General features: G+C 70.9%; 9 protein-coding genes. 7 read left to right on the forward strand and 2 right to left on the reverse strand.

What is annotated here, in order from left to right; all coding sequences use genetic code 11:
* Positions 1 to 120 precede the first annotated feature (120 nt).
* The 6 genes from J4573_RS43305 to J4573_RS43330 all read left to right on the forward strand — a co-directional run bounded on the left by J4573_RS43305 (position 121) and on the right by J4573_RS43330 (position 8,821).
* Positions 121 to 2,286 (forward strand): APC family permease, encoded by a 2,166-nt coding sequence (locus J4573_RS43305; protein WP_307797380.1) that lies wholly within the window; start codon positions 121 to 123, stop codon positions 2,284 to 2,286.
* A gap of 69 nt (positions 2,287 to 2,355) precedes the next feature.
* Positions 2,356 to 2,781 carry an OB-fold nucleic acid binding domain-containing protein gene (locus tag J4573_RS43310; RefSeq protein ID WP_208262043.1) on the forward strand — a complete coding sequence of 142 codons (426 nt, stop codon included), beginning with the start codon at positions 2,356 to 2,358 and terminating at the stop codon, positions 2,779 to 2,781.
* Positions 2,782 to 2,861: 80 nt separating this feature from the next.
* Positions 2,862 to 3,695 carry a DUF3159 domain-containing protein gene (locus J4573_RS43315; protein WP_372443014.1) on the forward strand — a complete coding sequence of 278 codons (834 nt, stop codon included), beginning with the start codon at positions 2,862 to 2,864 and terminating at the stop codon, positions 3,693 to 3,695.
* A 443-nt stretch (positions 3,696 to 4,138) separates the two neighbouring features.
* Positions 4,139 to 4,969 (forward strand): hypothetical protein, encoded by an 831-nt coding sequence (locus J4573_RS43320; protein WP_208262045.1) that lies wholly within the window; start codon positions 4,139 to 4,141, stop codon positions 4,967 to 4,969.
* A gap of 389 nt (positions 4,970 to 5,358) precedes the next feature.
* The gene (locus tag J4573_RS43325; RefSeq protein ID WP_443606386.1) at positions 5,359 to 7,332 is read left to right on the forward strand and encodes a serine/threonine-protein kinase; all 1,974 of its coding nucleotides are present in this window, start codon (positions 5,359 to 5,361) and stop codon (positions 7,330 to 7,332) included.
* A 16-nt stretch (positions 7,333 to 7,348) separates the two neighbouring features.
* The gene (locus tag J4573_RS43330; RefSeq protein ID WP_208262046.1) at positions 7,349 to 8,821 is read left to right on the forward strand and encodes a GlnX family signal transduction membrane protein; all 1,473 of its coding nucleotides are present in this window, start codon (positions 7,349 to 7,351) and stop codon (positions 8,819 to 8,821) included.
* 163 nt (positions 8,822 to 8,984) lie between these two features.
* On the opposite strand, the gene J4573_RS43335 is transcribed toward J4573_RS43330, so the two are convergent.
* Positions 8,985 to 9,638, reverse strand: a complete 654-nt coding sequence (locus J4573_RS43335) for a potassium channel family protein (protein WP_208262048.1) — start codon at positions 9,636 to 9,638, stop codon at positions 8,985 to 8,987.
* Positions 9,638 to 10,303, reverse strand: coding sequence for a potassium channel family protein (locus J4573_RS43340; RefSeq protein ID WP_208262050.1), 666 nt, complete (start codon positions 10,301 to 10,303; stop codon positions 9,638 to 9,640). Before J4573_RS43340 ends, J4573_RS43335 begins: the two co-directional genes overlap by 1 nt.
* Before the next feature lie 354 nt (positions 10,304 to 10,657).
* On the opposite strand from J4573_RS43340, the gene J4573_RS43345 reads away from it, so the two are divergent.
* Positions 10,658 to 12,703, forward strand: a complete 2,046-nt coding sequence (locus tag J4573_RS43345; RefSeq protein WP_208262052.1) for an APC family permease — start codon at positions 10,658 to 10,660, stop codon at positions 12,701 to 12,703.
* The last annotated feature ends 195 nt before the right edge of the window (positions 12,704 to 12,898 follow it).

The raw sequence follows: 12,898 nt of genomic DNA on the forward strand, positions 1-12,898 counted from the left end.
GGCGGGCGTTAAGAGGGCGGAAACGAGGGGCGCTAAGAACGCGTTAAGATCGGCCGCCTTCGCGTCAACGGGGCGTTAGCAACGCCCGATAAGGCGGGTTTTACCCGGTTCCATTTGACGGTGAGGAACCCCCTTCTCCGCGCTCCCAAGCGCTTCCTGGTCGGGCGCCCGCTGCGCAACGAGCAGATGGGCGACACGCTGCTGCCCAAGAAGCTCGCGCTGCCGGTCTTCTGCAGCGACCCGCTCTCCTCCGTCGCCTACGCGACCGAGGAGATCCTGCTCATGCTGAGCCTGGGCGGGCTCGCCATGCTCTACCTCGCCTGGTGGGTGGCCGCGGGCGTCGTCCTGCTGCTCATCGTGGTCGTCGCCTCGTACCGGCAGACCTGCCACGCCTACCCGAACGGCGGCGGCGCCTACACCGTCAGCCGGGAGAACCTCGGCGTGAACCCGTCGCTGATCGCGGCCAGCGCGCTGCTGATCGACTACGTGATGACGGTCGCGGTGTCGGTGGTGGCCGGGGTCGCCAACATCACCTCCGCCTTCCCCGGCCTCGGCCCGTACGCGGTCGAGATCTCGATCGGCCTGGTGACGCTGCTGGCGGTGATCAACCTGCGCGGCGTCAAGGAGTCGGGCGCCGCGTTCGCCATCCCGACGTACGGGTTCGTGGCGAGCGTGCTGGTGATGCTCGGCGTCGGCGCGTTCCGGTTCCTGTTCGGGGACGCGCCGCGCGCCGAGTCCGCCTCGTTCGGCATCCACCCGACGCACGACTTCAGCGGCCTGCTCGTCGTCGTCCTGGCGCTGCGGGCGTTCGCCCAGGGCTGCACCGCGCTGACGGGCGTCGAGGCGGTCAGCAACGGGGTGCCCAACTTCAAGCGGCCGAAGAGCAGGAACGCGGCGTCCACGCTGCTGATCATGGGCACGCTCGCGATCACCATGTTCGCCGGGATCACCGCGCTGGCCATCGCCGCGCACGTGCGGGTCGTGAGCGCCGAGCATCTGGGCCGGCTCACCGGGATACCGGCGGGCTACGAGCAGAAGACCGTGATCGCCCAGGTCGCGGCGGCGGTGTTCGGCGGGGACGACTCGCCGCTGTTCTACATGGTGCAGGCGTTCACAGCGGCGATCCTCGTGCTGGCCGCCAACACCGCGTTCAACGGCTTCCCGATCCTGGCCTCCATCCTGGGCGAGGACGGCTTCCTGCCCCGGCAGTTCGCGCGGCGCGGCGACCGGCTGGTCTTCAGCAACGGCATCGTCATCCTGACGCTGCTCGCGGCGCTGCTGATCTGGGCGTTCGACGCCAGTACGACCCGGCTGATCCAGCTCTACATCCTCGGCGTCTTCGTCTCGTTCACCCTCAGCCAGTGGGGCATGGTGCGGCACTGGACCAGGCTGATCCCGGAAGCGGCGGGGCGGGCGCGGTCGGCGATGCGGAGGTCCCGGCTGATCAACGGGCTGGGCGGCACGCTCACCAGCCTCGTGCTGGTCATCGTCCTGATCACCAAGTTCACCAAGGGCGCCTACATCGTCTGCATCGCGATGCCGCTGCTGTTCCTGCTGATGAAGGCGATCCGGCGGCACTACGACCGCGTGGCGGTCGAGCTGACCCCTGGAGACGAGGGGGTGACGCTGCCCAGCCGTATCCACGGCGTGGTGCTGGTGTCCAAGCTGCACACCCCTGCCCTGCGGGCACTGGCGTTCGCCCGCGCGACGCGGCCCAGCACCCTGACGGCGGTGACGGTCGCCTCGTCGGCCGCCGAGACCGAGGCGCTGGAGGGGGAGTGGAGCGGGCGCGCCATCCCGGTGCCCCTGGTCGTTCTGGACTCGCCCTACCGCGACATCACCGGGCCGGTCCTGGACTACGTCGCCCGGATCCGGCGCCGCAGCCCGCGAGACGTGGTGTGCGTCTTCATCCCCGAGTACGTGGTCGGCCACTGGTGGGAGCAGCTCCTGCACAACCAGAGCGCGCTGCGCCTCAAGGCACGCCTGCTCTTCCGGCCCGGCGTGATGGTGACCAGCGTTCCCTGGCAACTCGGCTCGGCAGCCGCCCGCGGCGCCGAGGAAGCCGCCGCGACCCAGCCCGTCGACGACCACCTCCCCGAGCCGGACGCGCCGGACAGCGGGGGCGAGCCGGGCGGCTCGGATGCGCCGGGCGGCCGGGATGACGCGGGTGGCCTGGGCGGCGTGGGCGGCCCGGCTGCGCCAGGTGGCGTGGGCGGCTCGGGTGGGGCGGGTGAGCCGGATTCGATGCCCGCCGGAGCGCTTACCGCCCGTGATCCTTCGGCTTGACGGTGATCGGGTCGATTGGGGTGGTGCCAGGCGGTTCGTTTCCTTTGCCGATGCCCTACGCTTCAAATCATGGACGAGGTTTCGGCCAGTGCGACGCCGAAGACTGATGAGGGCGCCGAACCCGATCGCGGGCGCGGTGGCCTGCGGCGCTTCCTGCGCCGCATGGCCTCCAGCAAGGCCGAGCTGGAGGCCGAAGAGCTCCAGAAGACCACCGGCGAGGAGGGCGCGACGCCCATCCTGGACTGCTCCGCGCGCAAGCGTCACTGCGTCGCGGGTACGCTACGTACGGTGACCCTGCGTCCGCGGGGCGGCGCACCGGCGCTCGAGGCCGAGCTGTACGACGGCACCGACGTGATCAACCTGGTCTGGCTGGGCCGCCGCAAGATCGCCGGGATCGACCCGGGCCGGCGGCTGCGGGCCGAGGGACTGGTGAGCCTCCAGGACGGCCGCAAGGTCATGTTCAACCCCCGCTACGAGCTCCGCGGCTCCTCGTAACAGGACCTGGGACCCTTGAGCGGGACGGGCGGGCATGCCAGGGTGCCGCACAAGGCGTATCGCAGACGGAGGGGCAAGCGTTGAGCGAGCTGGAGACGGGCGGCGAACGGGGCGGCGTCGGCGCCGCGGGCAAGCCCGCCGAGGCCACGGCGTCCCCGGCGGTCTCCGCCGAGCGCGCGGAGTCCCGGAAGGCTGAGACGTCCCAGGAGCCCTCGGAGCAGCAGCCCAAGGACGCGCTCAGCGCCCACGACACCGTCGAGGCGGCGGTGCGGGCCCAGCTGACCAAGGCGCTCGGCGGCGTGCGCGGCGTGATCGAGGCCGCGATCCCCACGGCGGGCTTCACGCTCTGTTATGTGATCACCGACCAGTTGAAGCTCTCGCTGATCGTCGGCGTGGTCGCGGCCGTGGTGCTGCTGATCGTGCGGGTGGCGCAGAAGTCCACCCCGCAGTTCGTGATCAACAGCCTGGTCGGCATCGCGATCGCCGCCTTCTTCGCGCTCCGCTCGGGCAAGGCCGAGGACGCGTTCCTGCCCGGCATCCTCTACAACTCCGCCTACGCGGTCGCGATGATCTTCTCGATCGTGGTGCGCTGGCCGATCGTGGGCTTCATCATCGGCTCGGTCACCGGCGACCCGACCGCCTGGCGCAACGACCCCGGCATCGTGAAGCTGTGCTCGCGGCTCACCTGGCTGCTGGTGGCGCCGTGCGTCATCCGGGTGGTCGTGCAGTACCCGCTCTACCTGGCGGGACAGGTCGGCTGGCTGGGCGCGAGCAAGATCGCCCTCGGCTGGCCGCTGCAGGTCGCCGCGTTCGCCGCGATGATCTGGGTGCTGGCCCGCGGCCGCACCCCGCTGCGCGGCGGTTCCACCGGCGGCTCCACCGCGGGCTCCGCCCCCGAGACTCCCGCGTCCTGACGAGCCGAGGCGGGTCAGGGCGGGTCAGGCGGGTTTCGGTCGAGCCCCCGGTTTCGGTCCGGGACGGCGATCACAAGGGACGATCATCCCAAATCAAGGCTCTAGGCGCCGCGCAAAGGGCGCGCTAAAGTCCTCCTAGGTGTGCCGGGAAGTCTGGTCGGCGAATTGATGGTCCACGTTCTCGACCAGGAGGCGAAGTGAATCCGCCGCAGCACATTTAGGACCCCCTCGCTCTCCCAGCGTTACAGGGAACACACACACTCACTCCAGCTCTACCAAGCCGCCCGTGCGCACGTCGCACGGGGGTCTCGCAGTGCTGCGAAATTGCGCCCGGAAGTGCGCGGCGTTCTCCCCGTTAGGGAGCCGTAAAGAAAAGCGCGCACCAGGGGATCCGGGATTTACGATCACCGCTGAATAGTCCTGCTGTGGGGCGAAGACCTGAGATGACTGAACGGGGAATGCGCGGATCCATGATGGACCGCGACGAGATCGACCGTGCGCTCGTACGGTTCCAGGACGCGGAGGACCGGATCCGCAGCTCCATGCGTGAGCTGCGCGAACACCCGGGCTACCAGCTCCTGGACGGCTCCGCGCTCACCGGCGTCACCGAACGCCGCTGGGCGGACGTCACCGTCGCGCTCGCCGAGGTGCGCGTGGACCTGCTGGCCTTCCAGCGCGTCCTGAACGACGCGTGGGAGGTGCGCGGCCGCCGCCCGCGGCCTGGCCGCGCCGAACTGGCCGAGCTCACCAGGCTCCTGACCGGCCCGGCCGCCGAGCTCTGCGGGGAAGGAGGCTCGCGGCGCGAGGCCACCGGTCCTCGGCGCCGCACTGATCACTGCACCCTGGAAGGCCTGCGGGCCCGCATGGAGACCTGCCACGCCCGCGGCGAGGCCCTGGCCGCCGAGGCCGCCACGGCCTGGTGCGCGCTCAGCGGCCGGCTGGTCGACGCCGAGGAGAGCTGGCGCGCCGCCGAGGAGATCGCGGGCGAGCTGGGCGAACGCGGCGACCTCGACCGGCTCGGCGCCGAACTCGACGACGTTCGCCGGACCGTGGCGAACGACCCGCTCTCGCTGTGGCGCGGAGGCCGGATCGACGCGCCGCGCCTGGACCGGCTGTCGGCGTCCCTCGACACCGCCCGTTCCGACCTGGTGGACGCGACCCTGACCCGCGTGATCGACCAGCTGCGGTCGCACGCCTCCGCCGTCCCCGACGTGATCGTCGAGTGCGCCGACCCGCACGCGGGTCATTTCCGGAAGGTGAGTGAGTGCACGTGAGCGGCCCAGTGCGGTGCTCCGACCCGGGATGCCCGGGCAGCGTGCAGGACGGCTACTGCGACACCTGCGGCCTGCCCCCGGCCCCGGCCGGTGATCCCTGCGGCGAGCCCAGCTGCCGGGGCAGGATCGCCGACGGCTACTGCGACGTCTGCGGCATCCCCGCCCCTGCGCCGACTGCGCTCGCGGCGGCTCCCCGTACCGCGGGTTCAAGCGTCTCCGCGCCATGGCGCCCAGGCTTCCGCGGCTCCGGCCGCGCCGGCTCCGGCGGCTCGGGAACGCCGCCGAAGCCAGGGCTCGCAGGGTCGGGGTCCATGGGATCGCGCGGTTCGGGCCGCACCGGCACGTCGGGGCGCACGTCGGGGCGGACGTCCGGGCCGTCGCGGCGGGGGATGCTGGGCGCGGGCCTGGTCGAGGTGCCGTCCGTGCCGTATCGCGATCCGGCCGCGGCGGTCATGGCCGATCCTGAGGTTCCCGAGAACAAGCGTTACTGCGGCAGCTGCGACGCGGCGGTCGGGCGCGGGCGCGGCGACCGTCCGGGCCGTACGGAAGGGTTCTGCTCCAAGTGCGGCGCGGCCTACTCGTTCGCGCCCAAGCTGCTCCCCGGCGACCTGGTCGGCGGGCAGTACGAGGTGCTGGGCTGCCTGGCGCACGGCGGCCTCGGCTGGATCTACCTCGCCAAGGACAAGAACGTCAGCGACCGCTGGGTCGTCCTGAAGGGCCTGCTGGACTCCGGCGACCCCGACGCGATGGCCGCCGCCCTGGCCGAACGCCGCTTCCTCGCCGCCGTCGAGCACCCGAACGTCGTCAAGATCTACAACTTCGTTCAGCACGGCGGCGCGGGCTACATCGTCATGGAGTACGTCGGCGGGAGCTCGTTGCGGGAGATCCTGCTGGAGCGGCGCCACGAGTCGGGGGAGTCGCTGCCGCTCCCGCAGGTCATCGCGTACGGGCTGGAAGTGCTGCGGGCCCTCGGCTACCTGCACGATCTCGGCCTGGTCTACTGCGACTTCAAGCCCGACAACGCCATCCAGACCGAGGAGCAGCTGAGGCTCATCGACCTCGGTGGCGTCCGGCCGATCGACGAGGTGGACGGCCCCATCTACGGAACGGTCGGCTACCAGGCTCCCGAGATCGCCGACGTCGGCCCGTCGGTCGAGTCCGACCTCTACACCGTGGCCCGCTCGATGGCGGTGATGAGCTTCGAGTTCACCGGCTACACCCATCAGTACGAGTTCTCGCTCCCGCCGCGCAAGGACGTGGACGTGCTGGCGCGGTACGGCTCGTTCGACCGCCTGCTGCGCCGCGCCACCCACGCCGAGCCCGCCGAACGGTTCTCCAGCGCCGCCGAGATGGCCGACCAGCTGACCGGCGTGCTGCGCGAGACGCTCGCGGGCGAGGACGGGCGGCCACGGCCCGCGGTCTCCGACCGGTTCGGGCCCGAGTTGCGCGTCGCCGGGACCCGCGGTGTCGCCACGCCCGAGGCCGCGGAGCTGATGGCCGCCCTGCCGCTCCCGCTGGTCGACGGCGACGACCCGGCGTCCGGTTATCTGGCGGGCCTCGCCGCGGCCCGGCCCGAGGCCATCATCCGGGAGCTGTCCAAGCCCAAGGTGTCGTCGGTGGAGGTCGAGCTGCGGCTGGCCCGCGCACACATCGAGGCCGGAAGCTTGGAACGTGCCCGCGAGCTGCTCGCCGGTGGCGGCGACGACTGGCGCAGGAACTGGTACCTCGCCCTGGCCACCCTCGCCGAGAACAACCCCGACCTCGCCTCCCACGGGTTCGAGATGGTCTACGGCCTGCTGCCCGGCGAGGCCGCGCCCAAGCTGGGCCTGGCCGTGTGCGCCGAACTGCGCGGCGAGTACAGCTGGGCCCGGCATTTCTACGACCTGGTCTGGCGTACCGACCGTTCCTACGTCAGCGCCGCGTTCGGGCTCGCACGCGCACATCTCGCGCAGGGCGACCGTGCCGGCGCCGTCAAGGCCCTCGCGTCGGTGCCCGCGACGTCCAGCCACTACGTGGACGCGCAGGTCGGCGCGGTGCTCGCCGTACTGCGCGGACGCAAGCCGAAGGACCTCCGCCAGGACGAGCTGGTCGAGGCGTCCGAACGTCTTGAGCTGCTGGGCCTCGACCCCGAACGCCACGGGCGCCTAGCGGCACTCCTGCTGGAAAGCTCCCTCGCCCAAGTCCTGACGCAGGGCGGCTCGGCGAATGGGGCGACCGTTCTGGGCGCCGGCCTGAACGAGCACGACCTGCGCGCCGCCCTCGAAGGCGAATACCGCGAACTGGCCCGGCTGGCGCATGGCCCGGCCGAACGCCTCGCGCTCGTGGATCGTGCCAACGCCGTGCGGCCGAAGACGATGATCTGAGAAAGGTGAGACGTCGATGACTGTGACGTCGCTCGACCTGGACGCCGTCGACCTCCCGGTCCCGCCGGTCCGGCGGGACCCCGAGACGGGACGGCCGCGCGGCTGGACGACGCCGCGCAGGATCCGGGTTCTGGCCGCGGTGTCGGTGCTGCTCGCGCTGGTGTTCGCGACCGTCGTCGAGGTGGGCGCGGGCGGGCTGCGCGGCGCGTTCAGAGAGATCGGCCATCGCGCCGGGCCGCAGGTCGTGGCCACCTCCGACCTCTACTTCGCGCTGAACGACATGGACGCGCAGGTCGCCAACGTGCTCCTGGTCGGCAAGGAGCAGGGGCTCGGCGTCGGCCGCGACCAGGCGCTGAACATCTACGCCCAGCGCCGCGCCCAGGCCGACCGCGACCTGCAGCAGGCGTCCTCGATCGCGGGCGGCGACCGTGCCGCGGCCGAGGCGCTGCGGGCGGTGCTCGACGGGTTCGGCAAGTACCAGGCCCTGGCCGCCGAGGCGATCCTGCTGGACGGCCAGCACCCCCACCCGGCCGCCCAGCCGCCCGCCGACGCCCTCGCCCGCTACCGCCAGGCGACCGACATGATGAAGCAGCAGGTCCTGCCCGCCGCCGAGAAGCTGCGTACCGCCAACGCCGACGCGCTGGAGCACACGTACGAGAGCAAGCACACCGCCACGGACTACGCGATGATCGCCACCGGCGTCGTAGGGGCGCTGTTGGCCTCAGTCCTGGTCGGCTTGCAGGCCTACCTCGCCCGTCGGCTACGGCGCCGGATCAACCCGCTGCTGGCCCTGGCCACCGCGGGCGTCGTGGTCCTGACATTGACGGCGCTGGGCATGCTCGGATCCGAGTCCGAACACCTGCGGCGAGCCAAGAAGGACGCGTTCGACTCGGTGCTCGTCCTGGCCCGGGCCCGCGCGATCAGCTACGACGCCAACGCCGACGAAAGCCGCTTCATGGTCGACCCGGCCCGCCGAGCCCAGTACCAGCTGGCCTTCTACGACAAGTCCCAGGACCTGCTCGGGCTGCCGAACGCCGGGAGCGTCTACGACTACGACCAGGAATTCGCCACGACGATCGGGCTCTACCGTTCCGCCAACCCCAAGGTGGCCTTCACCGGGCTGATGGGGCGGGAGCTCCACAACATCACCTTCGCCGGAGAACGTGAGGCTGCCGACGATGCCCTGTCCGCCCTCCAGATCTACCAGCGAGATGACCGCGAGATGCGGCGGCGGGTAGGAATCGGGCAGCTCAAGAGCGCGGTCGACTTCAACACCAGCTACAAGCCGGGCAACTCCAACTGGGCGTTCGACCAGTACGACAAGGCTCTGGTGCAGGTCACCGACATCAACCAGCGAGCGTTCGACCAGTCCATCCACGCGGGTGAGGACGGCCTGAGCGCCTGGACCTGGATCCCGCCCGCCGCACTCCTGGCGGTGGCCGGCCTGGTCTTCCTAGCCGTACGCCCACGCCTCTCCGAGTACCGCTAGCCGCTGACCACCGGGCATCAACCACGCACGCGAGCGCGCTACCTGCCGCCGGGCCCGAGGCCGAAGGCGAGGGCCCGGCGACAGATCGCGAAGCGATGTCGCGCTCGCCGCTTTTGCGGTTCGGCCCGCGAGCCGCTAGGCGAGCGGGCCGAGGCCGCAAAACCTAATTGAGCAGCTCGGCGAGTTCGTCCTCGACATCCTGGCTGGCCACGAACATCAGCTCGTCGCCGGGCTCCAGGGTGTCGTCGGCGGACGGGACCAGGACGCGGCCCTCGCGCAGGATCGCCACCAGGGCGGTGTCGCGCGGCCAGGTGACCGAGCCGACCCGTTCGCCGCCCAGGGGCGCGTCCTCGGGCAGGGTGAGCTCGACCAGGTTGGCCTCGCCCTGCCGGAACGTCATCAGCCGGACCAGGTCGCCGACGCTGACGGCCTCCTCGACCAGGGCCGACAGCAGGCGCGGGGTGGAGACGGCGACGTCCACGCCCCACGACTCGTTGAACAGCCACTCGTTCTTCGGGTGGTTGATGCGGGCGACCACGCGGGGAACGCCGTACTCGGTCTTGGCGAGCAGGGACACGACCAGGTTGACCTTGTCGTCGCCGGAGGAGGCGACCACGACCTGGCAGCGTTCGAGCGCCGCGTCGTCGAGCGAGGCGATCTCGCAGGCGTCGGCCAGCAGCCACTCGGCCCGCGGCACCATTTCCACCTTGATGGCCTTCGGGCTCTTGTCGATGAGCAGCACCTCGTGGCCGTTCTCCAGCAGCTCCTGCGCGATGGAGCGGCCGACGGCCCCGGCTCCGGCGATCGCGACCCGCATCAGTGATCCTCCTCGACCCGGTTGGCGACCGCGGTGTTGATGCGCTCGACATCGTCCGCGCGGGCCATGATGTGCACGATGTCGCCGTCCTGGATGACGCTGTCGGGCGCCGGCACCAGGGCCTCGCCCATCCGGGACAGGAACGCCACGCGGGTCCCTGCGGCCTCCTCCAGCGCGGCCACCTTCTGGCCGACCCAGATGTGGCCGGTGTCCAGCTCGGCCAGTACGACCTCGCCGGTCGGGTCGCGCCAGAGCGGCTCGGTGCCCTCGGGGAGCAGGCGGCGCAGGATCTGGTCGGCCGTCCAGCGGACGGTCGCCACCGTGGGGATGCCGAGCCGCTGGTAGACCTCGGCGCGGCGCGGGTCGTAGATGCGGGCCACCACGTTGTCCACGCCGAACGTCTCGCGCGCCACCCGGGCCGAGATGATGTTGGAGTTGTCGCCGCTGCTCACCGCCACGAAGGCGGAGGCCTGCTCGATCCCGGCCTCGGCGATCACGTCCCGGTCGAAGCCGAACCCGGTGATCCGCCTGCCCTTGAAGCCGCTGCGCAGGCGGCGGAAGGCCTCGGGGCTCTGGTCGATGATGGCCACCGAGTGGCCTTTGTCCTCAAGGATGTGGGCGAGCGTCGACCCGACGCGCCCGCATCCCATGATCACGATATGCACGACCCGATTCCTTCCCCGCGCCCGAGGATCCGTCAGTTCCGAATGATCCTTACCGGGCTGCAAAACTACACATCCGCCCAGCCACTTACTACCCAGCCAGGCCCGACACCCCACTCCACGCCCATCCGAAGCCCCCGCAGAGCACCACCCCAAGCCCCGGCCGTCCATCACCTCAGGCCTCGGCCGTCCATCACCTCAGGCCTCGGCCGTGCACCACCTCAGGCCTCGGCCGTGCACCACCCACGCCCCCGGCGCACCACTTCGGGTCCCGGGCGTGGAGTGGTTCGGGGGACCGGCGCGCGGCGCGGCGGGCGCATAAACGTGGCGTTAAGGCGAGAGGCTAGAGTCTCGTTCGTGTCAAAGGCACCCGACCTTGTAAAGCGGCTCATCCTAGGCCGCGCCCTGCGCAGCGCGCAGCAGAGCGAACAGCTCCTGCCCAAGCGGATCGCGCTCCCGATCTTCGCCAGTGACGCGCTCTCCTCGGTGGCCTACGCCCCCCAGGAGATCCTGCTCGCGCTGAGCGTCGCGGGGCTGGCGACCTATCACTACACCCCCTGGGTCGCCGCGGCAGTGGTGGTGATCTTGCTCACCGTGGTCGCCTCGTACCGTCAGAACGTCCGGGCCTACCAGAGCGGCGGCGGCGACTTCGAGGTCGCGACCGAGAACCTGGGCTCCAACTGGGGCGTGCTGGTCGCCAGCGCGCTGCTGGTCGACTACGTCATGACGGTCGCGGTCTCGGTGTCCTCCGGCGTGGAGAACCTCGGCTCGCTGCTGAAGTTCCTCCAGCCGTACGAGGTGCTGGTGGCGCTCCTCATCGTCGTCCTGCTCACCATCGCCAACCTGCGGGGACTGAAGGAGGCCGGGCTCGCCTTCGCCGTCCCGACCTATCTCTTCATGTTCGCCGTCATCGCCATGCTGCTGTGGGGCTTCGCCCGGATGGGGCTGGGGACCGACCTGAAGGCCGAGACCGCCCACTACGAGATCCGCGGCTCCGAGATGGGCGTCGGGGGCTTCGCGCTGGTGTTCCTGCTGCTGCGGGCGTTCTCCTCCGGATGTGCCGCGCTGACGGGTGTCGAGGCGATCAGCAACGGTGTCCCGGCGTTCAAGAAGCCCAAGGGCGAGAACGCCGCCAAGACCCTGCTGCTACTGGGCATCGTGGCGATGACCATGTTCGGCGGGGTCACCGCGCTGGCCTACATCACCGACGCCAAGTTCGCCGAGCCCGACCTCGGCAGCCACATGTTCAACACCAGCGGCAAGGAGGTCACCGACGCCGACACGGTGATCGCGCAGGTGGCGCACGCCGTTTTCAGTAACTTCACCCCCGGGTTCGTGCTGGTCACCACGATGACCGCGCTGATCCTGTTCCTGGCCGCCAACACCGCGTTCAACGGCTTCCCGGTGCTCGGCTCGGTGCTCGCCCAGAACCGCTACCTGCCCCGCCAGCTGCACACCCGCGGCGACCGGCTGGCCTTCAGCAACGGGATCATCATCCTGGCCGCGATGGCCGGGCTGCTGATCTACGCCTACGACGCCAACGTCAGCAAGCTGATCCCGCTCTACACCGTCGGCGTGTTCGTCTCGTTCACCGTCAGCCAGATCGGCATGGTCCGGCACTGGAACCGGCTGCTGGCGACCGAGGAGGACCCGGCGCAGCGGCGGCGGATGAAGACCTCCCGGGGCATCAACGCGTTCGGCGCCACACTGACCGGGATCGTGCTGGTCGTCGTGCTGATCACCAAGTTCGCGCTGGGCGCCTGGATCGTCTGCCTGGCGATGCCGGTCCTGTTCGTGCTGATGCGCGGCATCCGGCGGCACTACGACCGGGTCAGCGAGGAGCTGGTGCCCTCCGGCGAGGACGTGGCGCTGCCCGCCCGCAACCACGGCATCGTGCTCGTCTCCAAGATCCACAAGCCGACCCTGCGGGCCCTCGCGTACGCCCGCGCCACCCGGCCGTCCACGCTGGAGGCCGTCACCGTCGCGGTCGACGCCCAGGAGTCCCAGCGCCTCCAGGAGGAGTGGGACGCCCTCGACGTCCCCGTGCCGCTCAAGATCCTCGACTCCCCGTACCGCGAGATCACCCGCCCGGTGCTGGAGTACGTCAAGAGCCTGCGCCGCAAGAGCCCGCGCGACGTGGTGACGGTCTTCATCCCCGAGTACGTGGTCGGCCACTGGTGGGAGCACCTGCTGCACAACCAGAGCGCCCTGCGCCTGAAGGGCCGCTTGCTCTTCCAGCCCGGGGTCATGGTCACCAGCGTCGCCTGGCAGCTCCACTCCTCCGACCGCCTGAAGGGCCGCGTCGAGCCGCCCGGCCCCGGCGCGTCCCGCCGCCCGCCCCGCCTGACCCCCGATCAGGACGGGGTGCGCGCTGGTGGCGGTATCGTTTCGGAACGTGACTGATCTCGGACCCGACGACCTGCCCGAACCCGCGGAACAGGAGCCCGGCGCCCCCCAAGGGCAGGAAACCGGCGCTCCTCAGGCCCGGCAGACCGGCGCCTCTGCGGAGCGGGAGGCCGGCGCCTCTCAAGAGGCTGAGGCCACTGCCTCTCAGGGGCAGGAGGCCGGTGCTTCTCAGCTGCCCGAGGCGGGAGCCGC

Origin of the sequence: Actinomadura barringtoniae (assembly GCF_017573505.1) — a bacterium.
Taxonomy (GTDB): domain Bacteria; phylum Actinomycetota; class Actinomycetes; order Streptosporangiales; family Streptosporangiaceae; genus Spirillospora; species Spirillospora barringtoniae.